Raw genomic sequence first — 18946 nt, 5'->3', positions numbered from 1 at the left:
CCCCTACCAGGGATGCCTCATGACCGATTCCACGGCGGCCGCTGCGCCGCCGAAACACGACAGATTCATCTCCTACGTCCACGACCTCTGCCAGGACAACCGCACCCGTGCCGAGCTGCGCCGGGGCCTGGGCCTGCCCGTCGAGCGGTGCAACTACATGCACCGCTACCTCGTGCCCTGGCTCCACCAGCACGACGACGTCAGTTACCCGGACACCCGCCGCGCCTACTACTCGGTGGCCTCGCTGATAGCGGCACGCCCGCGCTCCGCCCGGCACACCGAGCCGGCGGACACCTCGGCCACCTCCTGGTACCTGCGTCCGAATCTGGGGGCCGCGCTCGGCGAGGCTGTCCGGAGGGACGTCATGAAGGCGGGCACGGCCGAGAGCGCTCTGCACCTGATGTCCCGGCAGAGCAGCGATGCCGTTCACCGCACGCTTCCCTCCCTGACCCGGCAGCTCCTGAGCAATGGCACCGGGGTCGACTGGGCTGTCCTGCTGAAGGACCTGTCCTGGTGGACCCAGGACCGCGACGTCATTGCTACTCGCTGGCTCGACCAGTACTTCCGCCGCTCCACGCCCGCTGGCGCCCCCGACACCACCACTACTCTTCCCGAGGAGAACGAGCGATGACCCTCTACCTGGACCTGAACGCGCTCCAGTCGGTGCCGGCCGCGAACCTGAACCGCGACGATCTTGGATCTCCGAAGCAGGTGCGTTACGGCGACGCGCTGCGGATCCGGGTCTCCAGCCAGTCCTGGAAGCGGCCCATCCGTCTCGGTGTGGAGAAGGACCTCGGAGAGAAGGCGGCCCGAACCCGCCTCGTCCCCGTGAAGGTGCAGCAGACGCTCGAGCGGGCGGGCTGGCCCACCGACCTGGCCGCATTCGCCGGCTCTCAGGTGGCGGTGAGCGCCGGAAAGAAGGGCATCGGCCTGGAGGCCGCCGGTCACACCTCGGTGCTGTTGTTCCTGCCGGAGGCGGCCGTCGAGGAGCTCGCCACCGTGTGTGCCGGGCACCGCGAGGCCCTGGAGGCCGCCATGAAGAAGGCGGCGAGTGCCAAGAAGGGAGCCAAGGCCCCGCAGACGCTGCCCCCGAGCACGATCGAGGAGATCCTCAAGCGGCGCACCGCCTCCATCAGCCTGCTGGGACGCATGCTCGCCGAGCTGCCGGACGCCAACGTCGATGGTGCCGCTCAGGTCGCGCACGCCTTCACCACGCACGCCGCGGAGCCACAGCGGGACTACTTCACCGCGGTCGACGACTGGCTGGGCGAGTCCGAGACTGGTAGCGGGCACCTGGACACCGCCGAATTCGCCGCCGGCGTCTTCTACCGGTACGGGACCGTCAACGTCACCGACCTGCTGAAAAACCTTGAGGGGGACGTCAAAGCCGCCCGCACCGTGCTGGCCTCGTTCGCCGAGCACTTCCTGATGTCACTGCCCCAGGCCAAGAAGAACTCGACGGCTCCGCATACCCTGCCGGACCTCGCGTACCTGGCGGTGCGTGAGCACCGGCCGCTGTCGCTGGCCGCCGCGTTCGAAACCCCTGTGACCGCCGACCGGCAGGGAGGCTTCTCCAAGCCGTCCCGCCAGGCACTCGACACCTATACCGTCAACATCAACCGGCTCACCGGTGACCGCAACCGCCCCTTCCACGGGCACACAGTCATCGACCCGCAGGAGAACCCCAAGGGACTCGGCACCGCCCACGAGTCCTACTACACGCTCGTGGACGCAGCCGTCGAGGCCGCGATCAGCGCCGCCGACAGCACGGTCGCGGGAGCCCAGCAGTGAGTGGACTGCTGCTGCGCCTGGCCGGTCCCTTGCAGTCCTGGGGTGAACGCTCGGCGTTCCCCCCCGTGCGGGAGACCGCCCCCTTCCCGACCCGTTCCGCGCTAATTGGAATGTTCGCCGCTGCCCAGGGCACCGCCCGGGGCGACACAGCCGGCCTCAAGAAGTACGAGCAGGTGCGGCTGACAGTGCGGGTCGACCGACCGGGCACGCTGCTGGAGGATTACCACACCGTCGGTGGCGGCTTCCCCAAGGAACGCACCGCCGCCACCAGCGGCGGCAGCAACAAGGACGCGGCCGTCATCACCCGCCGCCAGTACCTGACCGACGCGGTCTTCGTCGTCGCCGTCACCGCCCCCGACGACCTGACCGCCCAGCTCGCGGCCGCACTACGGCGCCCCTACTGGGCGCCGTACCTGGGCCGACGCTCCTGCCCACCCGACGAGCCGTTCCTCCTGCGCCGACACGTCGACGACCCCGAGAATGAGCTGCTGACCGGAGTACCTCTCACCTCTCCCGAACCCCGTGACGACGCAGAACAATCGGTCCCGGTGCAATTCCTCCGAGAGCATGCACTTCCCGAAGGAGGTCCCGGCGCGACCGCCGACATCATCGAGGTCAACGACATGCCGATCAGCTTCGCCCCACACGGACGGGCCCATGCCAGCCGCCGTCTCTACCGCACCACCGAGCCGGTGCACCGCTCTCTGGCAGGACCGCAGAAGAGCCTGCTCACGCGTCTGATCGACTACGCCCACGCCGAGGAACACGCATGAACGACGAGCCGGTGATCGCCCGGATCCGCCTCAACCCGCACAGCCGCGACGTACAGCGGGATCTTCGCGACGCCACCGAAATGCACCGCACGGTCATGCGTATGGTGCCCGACGGCCTCGGCGAATCGCCCCGCAGCCAGGCGGGCCTGCTCTACCGCCTCGACGAGACCGACACCACCAGCACCCTCCTCGTCCAAGCGAATCGCATCAACCCTGACCGTCTCCCCGCCGGATACGGACAGGCAGACATCAAGAGCCTCACCCCCATGTTCACAGCCCTGCGCAAAGGGCTGGCCGTCCGCTACCGCATCGTCCTCAACCCCGCCAAGCGCGAGCGCCTCCCGCTCGAGGCAAAAGGAAAGCGAGGCCGGATCGTGCCACTGTCCGGGCCGGACGCCGACCAGTGGTGGCTACGCCGGGCGGCCGACTCGGGCCTGCACGTCCACGTCCTGACACCCACCAACATGCCGCCGATCCGCCCCCACAGGCAGGATGCCGACGGCATGCGGCACAGCCTGATCCGCTACGACGGCACCGCAACCGTCACCGACCCCGACACCCTCCACGAGGCCGTCCTGGCCGGCATCGGACGCGGCAAACCGTACGGAGCCGGACTGCTCAGCCTGGCCCCCGCACCGATCGCATGAGCGCCCCGAGAAGGGGAGGCGACGCCCGGCGGCGCCTCGCCTCACCTACCCTCGCCATGCTGCCCCGCGTCGCCGACTCCCTGTCATTCCTCTACCTCGACATGGTCCGCGTGGTACAGGACGACACCGGAGTCTGCGCCCAAATCCAGGTAGACGCCCAGCGCACCGACCTCGTCTACATCCCCACCGCGGCACTCTCCTGCCTCCTCCTCGGCCCGGGCGTCTCTATCACCACACCTGCCCTGAACACCCTGGCCCGCCACGGCACCAGCGTCGTCTCCGTCGGATCCGGCGGAGTACGCGCCTACGCCGGCATCCTCCCCGACTCCCTCACCACCCACTGGCTGGAACAGCAGGTCGCCTGCTGGTCCGACTCCGAACGACGCCTCGACGTCGCCGTCCGCATGTACCTCATGCGCTTCCAGGACGCCGACCTCCCCGAAGCCGTCACCCTCGACCAACTCCGCGGCCTCGAGGGCCAGCGGATGAAAGCCTTCTACAAGATCCTCGCCCAGCAGCACGGCATCGGCCGCTTCCGCCGCAACTACCAACCCGACCAATGGGAATCCCAGGATCCCGTCAACCTCGCCCTGTCCGCGGCCAGCGCCTGTCTCTACGGCATCGTCCACGCCGCACTGCTCGCGCTCGGACTGTCTCCCGCCCTCGGATTCGTCCACACCGGTAAGCAGCACTCCTTCGTTTACGACATCGCCGACCTCTACAAGGCCGAGACCACCCTCCCCCTGGCCTTCGCCCTCCACAACTCCGACAACCCCGAACAGGAAGCACGCCGCCGCTTCCGAGAAGACCTACGACTCCTCAAGCTCCTCCCACGCATCGTCCGGGACGTCCAGAACCTCCTGACACCACGCTCCACGGATGCCACCGACGAAGACGAGCCACAGGAGAAGCGCGACGTCCAACTGGTCCACCTCTGGGACCCCAAGGCCGGCACCCTTCCCGCGGGCGTCAACTACGCGGCCCGAGGTGAATGATGCCGTCCATGCTCGTGATAGCCACCACGGCCGTTCCTGATCACCTCCGCGGAGCACTCAGCCGTTGGACCAGTGAGGTCGTCCCCGGCATCTTCGTCGGGAGCGTCTCCGCCCGCGTCCGCGACCAACTCTGGCAAGCCGTCACCGACACCGTGGGCGACGGTGCTGCCGTCCTCGTCCACCCCGCCCCCACCGAACAGGGCTACGCCATCCGAACCGCCGGCACCCGTCGCCGCGTACCCGCCGACTTCGACGGGCTTACCCTGATCCGTATGACCGCCGCACCAAAGGTAAAGGAAATGCAAAGCCCTTCTTGAGGTGCAGGTCAGGAAGTGTCCTCCCCGCCGACGCGGGGGTGATCCGATTTGCACGTCGGGTGGGGGCTGGTTGGTTCCGTCCTCCCCGCCGACGCGGGGGTGATCCGTCCACCCACGACAAGGCGTCCTTCAGGCTGCGGTCCTCCCCGCCGACGCGGGGGTGATCCGCACTCGATGCCCCAGACCTCCTCCCGGTCCGCGTCCTCCCCGCCGACGCGGGGGTGATCCGTCCCTGCTGCGGCGCATCAGCCGTAGCGTCACGTCCTCCCCGCCGACGCGGGGGTGATCCGCTCGGGGTGCCGGAGGGCAAACTCGTCGCAGAGTCCTCCCCGCCGACGCGGGGGTGATCCGGCATGCGTCACGCTGAAGTGACCCAGGCCGACGTCCTCCCCGCCGACGCGGGGGTGATCCGCTCGGGGTCGGTGCTGGTGTTCGCGACGTACGGTCCTCCCCGCCGACGCGGGGGTGATCCGGTCCGCGACCAGGCCCTCCAGGACGCCCGCACGTCCTCCCCGCCGACGCGGGGGTGATCCGGTGGCGCCCGTGGCAAGCAACCCCCGCAACGGGTCCTCCCCGCCGACGCGGGGGTGATCCGTTCGAGCGGTTCGCGACCGGGACGCTGCGGAAGTCCTCCCCGCCGACGCGGGGGTGATCCGCTCCAGCAGGGTCTCGCCGACGCTGTCACCGCGTCCTCCCCGCCGACGCGGGGGTGATCCGTAGCTGATGATGACGGCGATACCGCCGCCACCGTCCTCCCCGCCGACGCGGGGGTGATCCGGAACCCGCCATGACGACCACGACCAGCTACGGGTCCTCCCCGCCGACGCGGGGGTGATCCGACCGAACGTGAGGGAGAGAGATGACGACCACGGTCCTCCCCGCCGACGCGGGGGTGATCCGGCCCTCCTGTTCACGTGCGCCGGTCGCGGCGAGTCCTCCCCGCCGACGCGGGGGTGATCCGCACCCCTGGCCCCCGGCATGACGATCGCCGCCGTCCTCCCCGCCGACGCGGGGGTGATCCGGAGGCCTGCGGCGCGCCCCCACTCGGCGGCACGTCCTCCCCGCCGACGCGGGGGTGATCCGTTCTGCGCCTCCTTGATCTTCGCGCCTTGTTCGTCCTCCCCGCCGACGCGGGGGTGATCCGGCGTCCGCGCGCAGTTCGATGGCGAGGAGGCAGTCCTCCCCGCCGACGCGGGGGTGATCCGCTCTGCCACGAGGAACACCAACTGCCATGACCGTCCTCCCCGCCGACGCGGGGGTGATCCGCCGTCCTGGTCTGGCTGGAGGCGAACGGGTACGTCCTCCCCGCCGACGCGGGGGTGATCCGTGGCCGGGATCATGACGAACGCCATGGTCCGAGTCCTCCCCGCCGATGCGGGGGTGATCCGTCGTCGGGGACCTCGACGGGGCGGACGGCCCAGTCCTCCCCGCCGACGCGGGGGTGATCCGCGCTCCTGGGCATGGGCGAACACATCCCGGAGGTCCTCCCCGCCGACGCGGGGGTGATCCGTCAGCGGGAAACGCCGCTCACCACGCCAACGAGTCCTCCCCGCCGGCGCGGGGGTGTTCCGGCCACGCTCACCCAACTCGGTCTGCCCGTCACGTCCTCCCCGCCGACGCGGGGGTGATCCGCTCCTGATGGTCAGGACCGGCGCCCGTCAGGTGTCCTCCCCGCCGACGCGGGGGTGATCCGAGACTGGAGGTAGCCCCTCGTGCTCCAGGACCGTCCTCCCCGCCGACGCGGGGGTGGTCCGGGCCCCCTTAGCCTCCGTGTTTCGGTTCGGGTCGGCTGAGCTGGGGTGAACCCCGTGCCGGAGTCCGTGGGGCTGCTGTCGGACGGTGGGCATGACGCAGGCCCGGCGCGATGGCCGGGTGCTCCTGGGTCCTCGGGTCGTGGGTGGTCAGTGGCGGTCTCGCCTGTCACGTGGCTGGTCGGGGTAGTGCGACGAGGCGGCTGAATGCGGCGGTCAGTTCGTGGCGCCAGGGCCAGGTGGTGGGGATCCGTAGTCGTAGGCGACGGGTGCTGCGCGTGATCCGGGCTGCGGCGTGCAGGAGTCGGTAGCGGAGCTTCTTGGGCTCGGCGGTGGCCAACTCGCCGTCCAGCAGCAGGAGGCGAGTCCAGGCCAGCAGGTCGAGGGCGGTCAGGGACAACTCCAGCCAGACCTGGTTGATCGCGAAGTGGCGGGAGGGGAAGCGGCCGAAGCCGGTGGTCTTGCCGCAGCGGATGCGGTCCTCGACCCGGGCGTGGGCACGGTGGCGGACCTCCAGGTGTTGGACCGAGCCGCTGCCTGCGACGGGCGTGTCGGTGAGGAAGACCTGGTGGCGCATGCCTTCGTCCTGGTCGAACAGGGACAGCTGGGCGCCGGGGTGGGGACGCTCGCGGCGGACGATGATGCGGGTGCCGTCCGGGTATCCGGTGAGGTCGACCAGGCCGGTCAGCTCGGCGACCTCGGCGCCGGCGCGCAGGGCGCCGTCTTGTTCCAGTGCAGGGTGTGAGACCTGGCCAGGCAGCACGCGGATGGCTTGGCGGACCTGGTCGGTGACGGCGTGTCCGACGGAGAAGAAGGCGTGGATCCCGCGTTCCCGCAGGGCTCGGATATGAGCGAGGAAGGCTCTGGCGCTGCCCGCGCTGTCGGCGCGGACGAGGACTGGGGTGCCGTGGCGGTGAGCGTCGGGGATCTGCGCGAAAGTCTGGTCGAGGAGGGCGACGCAGAGAGCCGGGGCGCGACGGCGGCCTCAACCGGGGCGCCACGGACAAGTGATCATGAGTATGTGTCGCCTCAGTCACGCATGAGATCGGCGGAACCGGAGGTCGTACGGGGGAGCGGGCGCGATATCGTGACCCACCCCGGGGCGGGCCTGGTGCCAGTGGCTTGCGCCACCGGTACCGGGGGTCCGAGCCATACTCCGGGGACCCGGACCTGTCCCGCACACCCATACGGCGCGGTCTGCCCCGACCCTACCCAGCCCGCCAGGCACGGGTGGTCACGGCTTGATGAGCACGTTGTCCGGGCGGCACACCCCGCAGGCCTGGACACCGTCGGCCAGCTCGGCACGGGCACGCTCCGCGCTGATCGGCTGCATCATCTTGCCCCCGGTGAAGCAGTCGCCCCGGTGGATCTCAGCGACGGGCGCCCCGATACCGGCAGCAGAGATGCCCCAGTCAGGCGTGGGCGTGCGGCGCGGCCCGGCGGGCCGGGCGGCGGCCGCCGGGGGCTGGGGTGCGCGCTGGGGCTGTGCCGGCCGTTCGACAGCCGCTATCTGCTCACGGACCCGCTTCAGGGAGAGAACCAGCCAGGTTTCCAATGTCCGGAGACGGTCCAGGTCAGGTGGCTGATCGCCCATGACCGATCAGCCCCTTTCACGCAGCAGGGTCACGCCGCGTCCGTACGCCGGTCCCCGCCGGTGAGCCGCCGGAGCTCCACTCGGGCCGCGGGCGTCCAGCCGGCCGGAGTGGACCAGAACGGATGCCACTCGATCCGGACCGACAGGTGGAGCAGCCGGCGGCGCAGCTCGGTGGCACGGCGCGGACGCGGCACGGCGAGCGCGCGGTAGACGTCGTGCCACTCCTGCTGGGCGCGAATCAGGTCGTCGGGGTAGGGGAAGCGGTCCATCCCCTCATAAGAACATGCGTTCGATTTCTTGTGCCAGTCTGGGCGCCCACCGGGTGTCCGGTCTCATCAACCCAGCCGCAGTCTCATCGAAGGCAACCATTGGCGTTCTGTCATACGCCGCAGACGTCACAGGTCAGGGCTTGGCCGCCGACTGATTTCGTCGGCGGCGCACACGATGTTGGAGCCGCGGTGCACGATGCTCGGCATGGATGCCGAAACTCAGCTCACGCGCACCGCGCTCGCGGAACGCGGGTTCAAAGGATTCGTTCGCTTCGCGACTCTGCCGGAGAACGATGTACCGCTGACAGACGGCGTGTACGTGGTGGTGCGCGTCGAAAGCGGGATGCCCGGATTCCGTGCCGTTAGCCCCGCCGGGCACTTCAAGGGCCGAGACCCGTCCGTGGACGTGGCGACGTTGCAGGATGTCTGGGTGGACGGCGCCGAGGTGGTCTACGTCGGCAAGGCTTCGGCAGGCGGCAACGGACGGCGGGGCTTGCGCAAGCGGTTGGACGAGTTCCGCCAGTTCGGCGCGGGCCAGGCCGTCGGACACTGGGGCGGCCGCTACGTGTGGCAGCTCGTGGACGCGGACGCCCTCCTGGTGGCCTGGCGGGAGACCCCGGGCCTGGATCCCGGCGCCTTCGAGGCAGCCCTCATCGCGGAATTCATGGCCGTCCATGGCGCCCGTCCGTTCGGGAACCGCAACAGAGGCCGCCGTATCGGCCCGGTCACACAGGAATGGGGCGGGAGCCCGAGCGGCTGGGTTCGCTGAGACGACGACTCGGTTGCTTGAGACCGGACACCGGGCCCCGCCGGTGCCCAGGCGACATGTCCCGTCTCACTGGACCTTGACCGATCTCACTGAAAGTCTGAGCGCTCATCGCTGACGAGCTGGCTGCACATCGGGGCGATGATTCGAGACCAGGCACCGGTACGTGCCCGATGCCGGGTGATCACCTGCGGCCGACATCGAAGAGGGAATCGAGTGGCTCTCCCTCATATCCCAGACGAGAGACGCCTCGGCTGACCGGTCCTCGGGAGAGCTCCGCGAGCTGGGCTCGGAGTTCGGCCGTCAAGGTGGCGGGTTGTCCTGGCCGGGTGCGGACGTCATGATCGCGGGATGGCTGAGGAGACGGTGGTCGAGAAGACCTGGCGGGGGATACTGGAGAGGCATCCCGGGGCGCGACGGGGGGAGCCCGCGGTCATAGAGGCCGCCTACGCCGAACCGCGGTTGCGGGCCTTGTTTCCCTTTCCGAGTCACGGAGCGCTCTCCTTCCACCGGAACACGCAGGACCCGTGGAGCAACGACCTGCCGTTCATCGTGGGTGACGTGGAATCGTGCATCGTGTACGCGCCGCTGGGCGTGCCGCAGCGTGTCCTGGGAGAGTCACTCACACCGCAGGAGGCGGCTGCGTTGGTAGTGGCCCACCTGCCCGCTGACTGTTGCCCCGCCTTCGACGGACCGTGGCCCCCGCCGGAGAACTCCATCGACTGAACCAGCCGCAGAGCTGCCGTGCCGGTACGAGCGGTCAAACTCCGCTGAGACTGATCAACCCTCGCCGAGACGGGACATCACCAGTTCCGCTTGACCTCAACGGGCCCCGCTCAACCTTCCCTACGTTGTCTGCGGGACCGGGCGAGCCCTTCGTATGGTTCTCCCACCCAGGGGCGTCGGGTGTGGCTTTCAACCTTCTGCCGTTTGTGGCTTGCAACGATTGGCCACCCGACGCCCCACGACGACTCGGCTGCCAATTAGGAATTGCGAATGATCGCTCCGTAGGGAATCGACAGCGAGGTCGTCCGTCGGGAGGAACCCAGCACACCCCACCGCACGGAGGCACCATGGCCGCGATCTGGGCCGGCATCGACGCAGGCAAGACCCACCACCACTGCGTCGCGATCGACGAGAGCGGCCGTCGGCTGCTGTCGCGACGCGTCGCCAACGATGAGCCCGAACTCCTCGAACTCCTCACCGATGTCCTGGCCCTGGGCGATGAGGTGACGTGGGGCATCGACCTGGCCGACGGGGGAGCCGCCCTGGCCATCGGCATCCTCCTCAACCACGACCAGCCGGTCCACTACATCTCCGGCCGGGCCATCCACCGCGTCTCCGAGAGCTACCGCGGAGAAGGGAAGACCGACGCCAAGGACGCCGCCGTCATCGCCGACCAGGTCCGCGTCCGCCGCGACCTGCACCCCATACGCGCCGGCGACGAAACCGTCATCGACCTCAAGATCCTCACCGGCCGCCGCATGGACCTGGTCGCCGACCGCACCCGCACGGTGAACCGGCTCAGGGCCCAGCTGACCGGTATTTTCCCGGGCCTGGAACGAGCCCTGGACCTCACCAACAAGGGCCCGCTGACCCTGCTGACCGGCTATCAGGCCCCTGCGGCCATCCGTCGGCTCGGGGCCAAGCGCCTGGAGACCTGGCTGCGAAACCGCAAAGTTCTCCGCGCCGATCAGCTCGCCGAGACCGCGGTCGAAGCGGCCGAACGCCAGCACACCAGCCTGCCCGGGGAGAAGCTGACCGCCCGGATGGTGCACACGCTGGCGAAGGAGGTAACGATCCTCAACGAGCAGGTTGCCGAGCTCGACAAGCTCATCGAGGCCCGGTTTCGCGACCACTGCCACTTCGACGTGATCACCAGCATGCCCGGCCTCGGTATCATCCTCGGAGCCGAGTTCTTGGCCGCCACCGGCGGAGACATGGCCGTCTTCGGGACTCCGGACCGCCTCGCCGCCTCCACCGCAACGGCCGCGACGCCGACCCGATCCTCGTCCTCACCGCGTCCGCGCTGGAGCGCTTCGGCCTGCCCGCCGCCCTGTCGGAGGAGGAGCGGCACGCGGGCCGACTCCCGTCCGGCCACAAGGTGGTCAAGCAGATCGAGCGCGCCGGGCTCCAGATGACCCAGCGGGGCCTTGGCCCGTGGGCCCGCCTCTACCGCGACCCCGAGGGCTCTAGGCGGCGCTGCGTCCAGCTGTGCGTGCTGCCCTGGCACGCTCTGGACGTCCGCGAGTGGGGCCGCAAGGACAACCCGGAGCTGCTGCTGACGATGCACCCGGCCGACCTGGTCCAGTACCCCGGGCTGTACGCGGCCCGGGTGATGACGCCGCGCGGCTCCACCGCGACGACCGGCCTGGAGCTGATGACCGCGCTGCGCCCGCCGACCCGCGCGGAGAGGAACCCGGCGACCGGCGAGTTCGAGCAGGCGTACAACGAGGACGCGCTCACCCAGCTCTACCCGGTGGTGCCGTGCGAGGTCCCCGACGAGCACCCGATCCTCAAGGGCCAGTTCGCCCGGCACCACCTGCGCACCCCGGCAGAAATGCTGATGGAGGAACCGTACGACTGGTGCCGGCCGCTGACCGATGAGGAGTGCGCCAACCCCTACCTGGTCGTCGTCGACCTCAACATGTCGTTCGCCGCGGCCGCGAACAGCCTCACGGTCGGGCTGAACGGGCCGACCCACCTGACCGGCAACCCGGCCTTCGACCCGGCGCTGCCCGGCTCGTGGCTGGTCGACCTCTCCCACGTCGACCTCTCCCGCGTGCGGATCAACGGCCGCACCGTCGACGGCACCCGGCTCCCGAGCCCGTTCACACCGAAGGGCGACACCCCCACCGGCCCGGCCTGGTACGCCACGCCCACCGTCGCCTACGCGGTTGAGCTCGGCTTCGACGTCGCACCGATCGAGGCGTACGTCCGCACGCAGAACGGCCGCTACCTGGACTCCTGGTACAAGCGGCTGCGCGACGCGTACATCGCCACGATGGCCGACACGGGCGTCACCACCGACCTCCAGGGCCAGGAGTTCCTCGAGGCGATGGCACGGCGCAAGCAGGCCGACCCAACGATGGCATTGCTGGAGACCGCGATCAAGGCAACGGCGAAGGGCGCGATCGGCAAGCTGCGCCAGCGCTCCCGGGGCCAAGTGCCGTACTACGAGCCCTACCCTGCACTGGAGCGGGTGAACTGGCGCCCCGACATCCGAGCCGCCGTGCTCGCGAACCAGAGGGTCGGCCTGCACCGCAAGCTGATGAAGACGGCGGCCGCCGCCGACCTGTACCCGGTCGCGATCGGCACCGACGCCATCGTCTACCCCTCGCCCGGCCCGTCCCCGCTGGACGTCCTGCCGTACACGCCCGAGGGCAAGCCGGCGCCGGGCACGTTCCGGCTCGGGTCTCGCCCGGGATGGTCAAGCACCAGGGCACCCAGACCGTCCTGTGGGCAGAGCAGCAGTTCGAGGAGCGCGACGGCGTCTTCAACATCGCCAACCTCATCAAGACCGACCAGAGCGCCGGAGAAGGGGAGTAACCGATGGTCGACTCACTCGGGGACAGCCTGGACCGCGCGCTTCAGGGGGCATTCACCCGCCGCATCCCCCAGAGCGCCCAGGCACAGATGAAGTACCTGGTCAAACAGCTCAAGGGCACCAAGGCCGCCGCCCAGGCCCTCGGAATCTCCCAGCGCACGGTAGAGCGGTACGTCTCGGGCAAGCTCAAGCGACCCCGCCAGGAGCTGCGCGGCCGCCTGGAGCGCGAGGTCAAGAAGCGGTGGCAGCCGCAGGTCCGTGCGAAGGCGAGGAAGAAGGCGGCGTCCACGGGCGGGCTGGTCGTCTCCACCCGCGCCCGGTTCGGATTCGAAGCCGCTGGGGGCACGACCGACGATGCCCGTATCCGGGACATCACCCAGGCGCTGCCGCCCCAGTGGGCCGACCGCCTGTTCACTGCCCGGGAGCAGGGGGCCAACGAGCAGCAGCTCCAGCAGATCGCGGCCGACGGCCTCGCGCAGATGTATTTTCGCGCGAACAACTCCCGCGCCCAGGGGCTGGGCGTGGAGTTCACCGACGTGGAGCGGCTCGACATCGAACTGTAGCTCCACGCTAAACGCCTCGTCCCCGGCATTACAGCTGCCGGGGACGAGGCGTTTAGACATCCTACGAGGGCAGATTCACAGCCACCCATGGATGTCAGGTTCTGTTGTCTCGGAAGGTCAGCTGTTCTTTTCCACTTCCACCCTTACCTTGGCGATGACCTCCTCCGGGGTCTCCTCCAGATGATTCACCGCCGTGGCCAGCAGCACCGTCCCGATCCGGGCGTTAGCGTGCGCGATGTGCGCAACCACGTCAACGAGTTCGTTCCAGCCGGCCTTTGCCCCCTCCAGGTCACCCGCCTCGATACCCGCTCGGAACGTGGACTCAGCTGCATCCAGCAGGTCACGGTATGCAGGCTCAACCGCTCTTCCGCTATGCCCGCCACCAGCCTTGGCCAGGTTGTAGAAGGCGACCAGCGCCTGGCCAGCTCGTCGGTCGTAGTCGCGCGACTTTTCATCGTAAGTTCCCATGTGGCAGAGGCTATCCAGCGCCACTGACACCCAGCGGTCAAGCGCCCGTTTGCACGCTCGGTCTCGATGAACTCCTGCGTCACGTCGTGCGCGTTGCACGACGGCGTGCCCACCAGGACAGCCGAGGCGCGGTGGCCGCGTTGACGGCCCGGCCGAACGCCTCCAGGGCGGACTCCAGGCGCGCGGTGTCTTCCACTGCGGCCAGAGCGGTGAGCAGCTGCTCGGTGGCAGTGACGACAGCTGGGTCGGAGCAGCGCATGAGGGGGGCGGCCGCGGTGCCGGCCCGGGTGAGCGGCTCCCGCACGGCGGCCACGATCTGCTTGCTCGCCACCCTCTCGCGGCTCAGCAGCTCAGCCGCGCGCCCGAAGCCCACCAGTCCGCTCTGCACGTCCGTTCCGCCGGCGATCCGGGCGCGGGCGGCACCACCGGCGAAGGCGAGCAGGGTCAGCAGGAATGTGCGGCCGTGCTCGGCGGGCCCCTCCCACAGCAGGCGGTTGGCGACGGCCGCGCCCTGCAGTTCCATCACCGCGACGGTCATCGCATCCGCCTGTACGCGCAGGGCCCCGATCTCGGCCTGCTGCTCCTGCCTGTTGCGGGAGCGGTTGGTCAGCCACGCCACCAGGACGGCGATGACCGCCCCGGAGACGAGAGTGCCGACCAACTCGATCAACTTGTCCATCGCCACAGGTTGGGCGTACACCGGCCCGCCGTCCGGCCCGTTGCCCACCTGACGCACAACCCGAACGCTTCCGTTGCCGATGAGGACCCGACCTTGAGGAAGGGGCCGCTGACCTGGTGCATAAGCTCTCGGGCATGAGCGAGGAGAGCCTGCACGAGATTCTGGGTGACATCGAGGGGTCAGTCCGCGATTTCACCGGTGCCGAAGCCGGGCTCGCGGAAGCCGAACAGCGGCGCGACCACACGCGGCAGAGTGTGCTGGAGCAGGTGGAGCGACTGCGTGACGAGGTGGATGCAGTCCACGCTCCGGAGCTGATCGGGGTGCTCAGGCACCTGTACTGGCAGCAGCCCGGGATCCACGGCCGGCCCCTGGCAGAGGCCGCCGGCCTCCACCTCCACGAGATGCTCGCGGCGATCGGACCGGCGCCGTCGGGGATCTTGTGCGCCGACTGCGGCACGGAGCTGCTGCGCACCAGCCGCTCGTGGAAGCCTCCGGCCCGGTACGGGCCGCCGCTGTGCCCGGACTGCCTGTCCCTGGAGCGCGACGCGCGCTCGCGGACGTGGCGGGTGGAGAGCCTGCGGTCGCGGATCGTCGCGGAGGTCCGGGTGCAGACGCGGGCTATGGACTGGCGCGCTGCTGCCGAGCTGGTGCTGGCCTTCCCTCCGCTCTCGCAGGGAGTCAGCCGCGGCAGCACCGCAGACCAGCAGGAGGGCGTCTGGCGTGGCTGGGAGAACGCCCGGGTGATCCGCAACCGCCTGATCGCGTCGGCCGCCGCAGGCGACGACACCGTGGGCGTCGCCGTCGACGAAGCGCAGCTCCTGGTGGACACCGCTGTGCGGGTCGCCGACTGGGACACGGCCCGCACCCGCGACATCGTCGACCCGATCACCCACGAACCGGCGCTCGCCCTGCTCACCCGTCTCAGGCGCGAGGTCTGCGCCACCGCTGAGGCCGCCCGGGAGCGCGCGGACGCCGCGTACCCGGAGGGCTACGAGCTGAGCGAGGACGAGGAGTCCGAGGCGTGGCGCGGCGCCGGCGGGTGAGGGGCTGACGCTCCAGGCCGGGTGGGGCGGGCAACGTCAGGACGGTTCGCCGGATGTTCGGCGGGAGCGCCGGCGGATGACGTCGGGCAGCTGGCGGGAGGCGGCGGCCGGGATGAAGAACAGCCCGATCATGCCGAGCGCGGTCACGGCGGCGCTCAGCAGGCCCACCGAGAAGGACGGGTCGTCGACCGAGGCCACCCCGCAGAACACCGAGAAGGCGGCGACGAACACCAGCGACGCGACGATCCACCGCTCACGCAGCGGCGAGCGGGTGCGGGCCACCACGGCTCCCCACCACGTCCAGCCCGCCATTACGCAGAACAGGATGGCCGCCGGCGGCAGCAGCACCGGCGGTGCCCACCGTCCGGCGTGGCCGCTGGGCAGCTGCTGCCCGGTCTGATAGCCGACCTGCACGAGCCAGATCAGGTACACCGGCACCTCGATGGCGATCACCACCCACATCAAGACCCGCAGCCCTCGTAACGCGCCTCGCTGCTCGTCCATCCCTACGCCTCCCCCTCTTCGGTCATCAGGTCAGGGGGAACGTACTGGCCGGGCGTCCTCGCCCACCAGGGCGTCATCACCCGCAGGGGTGATCAGTCGTCACCGATGTGGTCGAAGCCGCGCAGCACGGGGTCCAGCTCCTGCGCTGCGCCGCACAGGGAGCACAGGCGGGTGCCCGGGCTGCTCCGCGACGTCCAGCGCCGCTCCAGGGGCAGCAGCGGCGCGTTCTGCGGGGCCTCGGTGCAGTCGGCGGCGTGCAGCACGATGCCGCCGGGCCCGCGGCCGCCGGGCTTCCGCAGCACCCAGCACGAGGGCCGGCGGAGCCCCAGCGCGTCACGCATCGACGGCGGCAGCCGCTCGGTGGGCACTGCGTCGTAGGAGAGGCCGTCGATGGATCGTACGTGCTCGGGGGCGCGTACACCCCCGGTACTCTGCGGCCTGGACGTCGCCGTCCACCTGGTGAAGGGGCATTGTTTGAGGTGTGCGGTATTTCCGGTCAGGCGTAAGCGGAGATGTGGTCCGACCTTCTCCGCCTGCCGACCGGCGCGGCCTGACCCCGCTCTTCTGGTCCCATGTACGCCCGTACGGGCAAGCCCGGCTGAATCTCACCCCAGGTACGGTGCCTGGCACCCGTACCACGGCCGCATTCTTGACGGAACCAGGGACAGCGGCGGCGCGTGTCTGATGGAGTGACGTGGTAAGCGCACCGGTGTCGTGCGTTGCGCCAGTTCCGGGCTGGTCTCTCAGGAGGAAGGGCGAGGATGCTGTCGGAGGCAATGGCTGCGCTGGCTGCGGCGGGAGGCACTGCGGTGGTGCAGGCCGCAGGCACGGACGCATGGACAGGGGCACGCCAGCAGGTGGCCGGCTGGTTCGGCCGGGGGAATCCGCAGCGCGAGCACGCCGAGCTGGACCGCCTCGATCAGACCGCGGGCGAGCTGGAGGCGGCTCGGCCGACCGAGGTGCAGAGGGTGCGTATCCGTCAGGAGGCCGCGTGGCAGGGACGGATCGAGGCTCTGCTGGAAAGTCTGGAGGACATCGAGCAGGCCAGGATCGCGGATGAACTGCGCACCCTGCTAGCCCAACAGACCTCCCACAGCAGTGTGTCGGCTGGCCAGAGTGGACTGGCCGTGGGCGGGGACGTGGACGTTCGGGCCGATCGCGGGTCCGCCGCCGCCGTGACCATGGGGAATGTGACACTGGGAAACCCTTCCCAGCCGGGTCCGCAGCAGGACTGAGCGCACCCGGTATCGCCTCGGCCACGCCGACTCACAACGTCGGCGGCATCTTCGCCGACCGCGGCAGCATCGCCGTCGGTTACGCCGAGCAAGTCCACCACCACGCCCCGCCCCGCACGCCGGCCGCCTGGCCGCACCAAGTCGGCGTGCTCCCACCTCGCGCCTTGTCCTTCCAGCGCAGGGCCGAAGTCGACCAGTTACAGGCGGCTGTCGACAGCGGGGGCAACCCGGTGCTCACCCAGGTACTGACCGGGATCGGCGGGGTGGGCAAGACCCAGCTGGCTGCCGACTACGCTCGTACCGCCTGGTTCAGGGGCGGGGTCGACGTGCTGGTGTGGATTAGTGCGAGCAGCCGCTCAGCGATCATGGCCGGCTACGCGCGGGCTGGTGTGGAGGTCCTTGCCGCCGACCCCCGCGACCCCGAGCAGGCCGCGCGGGCGTTTCTGGCCTGGCTGGAACCCAAGGCCGGCCAGAAGTCGTGCCGGTGGTTGATCGTCTTCGACGACGTCACGGACCCAGCCGACATGCGCGGCTGGTGGCCGCCCACCAGTCCGCTTGGCCGTGTCCTGGTCACCACGCGCCGCCGCGAGGCCGCCCTCACCGGAGCGGGCCGACGCCTGGTTACCGTGGGCCTGTTCACCCCCCAAGAATCCGCGGCCTACCTCCGCGCCGTGCTTGCCGCGCACAGCTGTCGCGAGCCAACCGAGCAAATCAACAGCCTCGCCGCCGACCTGGGACACTTGCCACTCGCCCTAGCCCAGGCCGCGTCCTACATCATCGACACGGACCTGAACTGCGCCTCCTACCGGCAACTGCTGGCCGACCGGGTCAGGAAGCTGGCCGACCTGCTCCCGGAACCCGGCGTACTCCCTGACGGCCAGGCCGCCACCTTGGCCGCCACCTGGTCCCTGTCCGTCGAACGCGCCAACCAGCTCCGCCCGGTGGGCCTGGCCCGCCCCATGCTCCACCTGGCCGCCTTCCTCGACCCCAACGGCATCCCCACCACGGTCCTCACCAGCCAGCCCGCCCTCGTATACGCCGCCGAGCACCGCACCGCCACCGACACGGGCGGCACGCACCAGCCGCCCTCGGTCTTGGGCGAGGACGCCGTGCTCGCGCTAAACGTCTTGCGCCGGCTCAGTCTCATCGACTACACGCCTGCCGCCCCTCACCAGGCTGTGCGGATCCACCAGCTCATCCAGCGCGCCACCAGCGACGCCCTCACCCCTGACCAGCACCACCGGGTTGCACGCACCGCCGCCGACGCCCTCGCCACCGACTGGCCCGCCGTCGAAAGAGATACCAACCTTGCCCAGGCCTTACGCGCCAACGCCGCTGCGCTTACCCGCGCCGCCGAAGACTCCCTCCACCGGTCCAACGCCCACCCAGTGCTCTTCCGCACCGGCGAAAGCCTCGGCAAGGCTGGCCGGTTCACCGCCGCCACGGCCCACTACCACCGCCTGGCCAAGACCACCAGCTACCACCTGGGCCCCGACCACCCCGACACCCTGGCCGCCCGCAGCAACCTCGCCGGCTGGCAGGGTGCATCCGGAGACGCGGCCCGCGCCGCAGCCGCGTACGAGGAACTGCTGCCCAACCTGGCACGAGTTCAGGGCCCCGACCACCCCGACACCCTGGCCGCCCGCGGAAACCTCGCCTACTGGCTGGGTGAAGCGGGGGATGCGGCCGGCGCCGTGGCCGAGTACACGCAGCTGCTGGACGACTTGGTCCGAGTGCTGGGCTCCGACCACCTTCACACCCTGACCGCCCGCGCCAACCTCGCCCACTGGCGGGGTAAGGCCGGCGACGCAGCCGGCGCCGCGGCCGCGTACCAGAAACTGCTGGCCGACCGGGAACAGCTCCTGGGCTCCGACCACCTTCACACCCTGACCGCCCGCGCCAACCTAGCCCACTGGCGGGGTAAGGCCGGCGACGCAGCCGGCGCCGCGGCCGCGTACCAGAAACTGCTGGCCGACCGGGAACAGCTCCTGGGCTCCGACCACC

The 18946-nt window shown here is 70.1% G+C and carries 20 protein-coding genes, 1 pseudogene and 1 CRISPR repeat array; of the genes and pseudogenes, 14 read left to right on the top strand and 7 right to left on the bottom strand.

Annotated elements, in window-relative coordinates:
• Positions 1-19: 19 nt before the first annotated feature.
• Genes casB through cas2e form a run of 6 tightly spaced genes read left to right on the top strand, consistent with a single transcriptional unit; the run spans position 20 to position 4523 of the window.
• Complete coding sequence (casB, locus tag AB0F29_RS00245; protein WP_361866194.1) at positions 20-631, top strand: type I-E CRISPR-associated protein Cse2/CasB; 612 nt, start codon at positions 20-22, stop codon at positions 629-631.
• Entirely contained in the window at positions 628-1791 is a 1164-nt protein-coding gene (gene cas7e / locus AB0F29_RS00240; RefSeq protein ID WP_361866192.1) for a type I-E CRISPR-associated protein Cas7/Cse4/CasC, read from the top strand. The genes casB and cas7e overlap by 4 nt, the downstream gene beginning before the upstream one ends.
• Positions 1788-2564, top strand: coding sequence for a type I-E CRISPR-associated protein Cas5/CasD (gene cas5e, locus AB0F29_RS00235; RefSeq protein ID WP_361866190.1), 777 nt, complete (start codon positions 1788-1790; stop codon positions 2562-2564). Before cas7e ends, cas5e begins: the two co-directional genes overlap by 4 nt.
• On the top strand, positions 2561-3211 hold the full coding sequence (gene cas6e, locus AB0F29_RS00230) for a type I-E CRISPR-associated protein Cas6/Cse3/CasE (RefSeq protein ID WP_361866187.1): 651 nt from the start codon (positions 2561-2563) through the stop codon (positions 3209-3211). Before cas5e ends, cas6e begins: the two co-directional genes overlap by 4 nt.
• 56 nt (positions 3212-3267) lie before the next feature.
• Positions 3268-4206, top strand: coding sequence for a type I-E CRISPR-associated endonuclease Cas1e (gene cas1e, locus AB0F29_RS00225; RefSeq protein WP_361866185.1), 939 nt, complete (start codon positions 3268-3270; stop codon positions 4204-4206).
• A complete protein-coding gene (gene cas2e / locus AB0F29_RS00220) occupies positions 4206-4523 on the top strand; it encodes a type I-E CRISPR-associated endoribonuclease Cas2e (protein WP_361866182.1) in 318 nt (105 codons plus the stop codon). The genes cas1e and cas2e overlap by 1 nt, the downstream gene beginning before the upstream one ends.
• A 17-nt stretch (positions 4524-4540) precedes the next feature.
• A CRISPR array of direct repeats spans positions 4541-6272; the repeat unit is 24 nt; unit sequence GTCCTCCCCGCCGACGCGGGGGTG.
• A 171-nt stretch (positions 6273-6443) separates the two neighbouring features.
• On the opposite strand, the pseudogene AB0F29_RS00215 reads toward cas2e, so the two are convergent.
• From AB0F29_RS00215 to AB0F29_RS00205, 3 genes and pseudogenes are all read right to left on the bottom strand, one after another.
• Positions 6444-7232, bottom strand: a pseudogene (locus tag AB0F29_RS00215) (transposase); the annotation flags it as partial.
• A 276-nt stretch (positions 7233-7508) separates the two neighbouring features.
• Positions 7509-7868 carry a DUF6233 domain-containing protein gene (locus AB0F29_RS00210; RefSeq protein ID WP_361866179.1) on the bottom strand — a complete coding sequence of 120 codons (360 nt, stop codon included), beginning with the start codon at positions 7866-7868 and terminating at the stop codon, positions 7509-7511.
• Between the two features lie 29 nt (positions 7869-7897).
• A complete protein-coding gene (locus tag AB0F29_RS00205; RefSeq protein ID WP_361866177.1) occupies positions 7898-8137 on the bottom strand; it encodes a hypothetical protein in 240 nt (79 codons plus the stop codon).
• Positions 8138-8333: 196 nt separating this feature from the next.
• Between AB0F29_RS00205 and AB0F29_RS00200 the strand changes: the two genes are divergently transcribed.
• The 5 genes from AB0F29_RS00200 to AB0F29_RS00180 all read left to right on the top strand — a co-directional run bounded on the left by AB0F29_RS00200 (position 8334) and on the right by AB0F29_RS00180 (position 13013).
• On the top strand, positions 8334-8906 hold the full coding sequence (locus tag AB0F29_RS00200; protein ID WP_361866175.1) for a hypothetical protein: 573 nt from the start codon (positions 8334-8336) through the stop codon (positions 8904-8906).
• 348 nt (positions 8907-9254) lie between these two features.
• Positions 9255-9629: a DUF6193 family natural product biosynthesis protein gene (locus AB0F29_RS00195; RefSeq protein WP_361866172.1), complete on the top strand. Its 375-nt coding sequence runs from the start codon at positions 9255-9257 to the stop codon at positions 9627-9629.
• 347 nt (positions 9630-9976) lie between these two features.
• On the top strand, positions 9977-11044 hold the full coding sequence (locus AB0F29_RS00190; protein ID WP_361866170.1) for an IS110 family transposase: 1068 nt from the start codon (positions 9977-9979) through the stop codon (positions 11042-11044).
• The gene (locus AB0F29_RS00185; protein WP_361866167.1) at positions 11008-12543 is read left to right on the top strand and encodes a transcriptional regulator; all 1536 of its coding nucleotides are present in this window, start codon (positions 11008-11010) and stop codon (positions 12541-12543) included. Before AB0F29_RS00190 ends, AB0F29_RS00185 begins: the two co-directional genes overlap by 37 nt.
• Complete coding sequence (locus tag AB0F29_RS00180) at positions 12456-13013, top strand: XRE family transcriptional regulator (protein WP_361866166.1); 558 nt, start codon at positions 12456-12458, stop codon at positions 13011-13013. The genes AB0F29_RS00185 and AB0F29_RS00180 overlap by 88 nt, the downstream gene beginning before the upstream one ends.
• A gap of 117 nt (positions 13014-13130) precedes the next feature.
• Here AB0F29_RS00180 and AB0F29_RS00175 read toward each other — a convergent pair whose 3' ends face one another.
• Together AB0F29_RS00175 and AB0F29_RS00170 are read right to left on the bottom strand one after the other, a co-directional pair.
• On the bottom strand, positions 13131-13481 hold the full coding sequence (locus tag AB0F29_RS00175) for a hypothetical protein (protein WP_361866163.1): 351 nt from the start codon (positions 13479-13481) through the stop codon (positions 13131-13133).
• 79 nt (positions 13482-13560) lie between these two features.
• Positions 13561-14160 carry a hypothetical protein gene (locus AB0F29_RS00170; RefSeq protein ID WP_361866160.1) on the bottom strand — a complete coding sequence of 200 codons (600 nt, stop codon included), beginning with the start codon at positions 14158-14160 and terminating at the stop codon, positions 13561-13563.
• A gap of 134 nt (positions 14161-14294) precedes the next feature.
• Between AB0F29_RS00170 and AB0F29_RS00165 the strand changes: the two genes are divergently transcribed.
• Positions 14295-15203: a hypothetical protein gene (locus AB0F29_RS00165; RefSeq protein WP_361866157.1), complete on the top strand. Its 909-nt coding sequence runs from the start codon at positions 14295-14297 to the stop codon at positions 15201-15203.
• A 36-nt stretch (positions 15204-15239) separates the two neighbouring features.
• Here the strand turns inward: AB0F29_RS00165 and AB0F29_RS00160 are convergent, their stop codons facing one another.
• Together AB0F29_RS00160 and AB0F29_RS00155 are read right to left on the bottom strand one after the other, a co-directional pair.
• Complete coding sequence (locus AB0F29_RS00160; RefSeq protein ID WP_361866154.1) at positions 15240-15707, bottom strand: hypothetical protein; 468 nt, start codon at positions 15705-15707, stop codon at positions 15240-15242.
• 92 nt (positions 15708-15799) lie between these two features.
• Complete coding sequence (locus AB0F29_RS00155; protein WP_361866151.1) at positions 15800-16075, bottom strand: DUF6233 domain-containing protein; 276 nt, start codon at positions 16073-16075, stop codon at positions 15800-15802.
• Positions 16076-16468: 393 nt separating this feature from the next.
• Here AB0F29_RS00155 and AB0F29_RS00150 point away from each other — a divergent pair, with 393 nt between their 5' ends.
• Both AB0F29_RS00150 and AB0F29_RS00145 read left to right on the top strand, forming a co-directional pair.
• Positions 16469-16942, top strand: coding sequence for a hypothetical protein (locus AB0F29_RS00150; RefSeq protein ID WP_361866149.1), 474 nt, complete (start codon positions 16469-16471; stop codon positions 16940-16942).
• 146 nt (positions 16943-17088) lie between these two features.
• On the top strand, positions 17089-18946 hold a 1858-nt coding region (locus AB0F29_RS00145), incomplete at its 3' end, for a tetratricopeptide repeat protein (RefSeq protein WP_361866147.1).

It is taken from the genome of Streptomyces sp. NPDC026589 (assembly GCF_040638385.1).
Classification (GTDB): Bacteria; Actinomycetota; Actinomycetes; order Streptomycetales; family Streptomycetaceae; genus Streptomyces.
The sequence above is the reverse complement of the archived record's forward strand: the minus strand, read 5'-3'. Positions and strand labels throughout refer to the sequence as shown.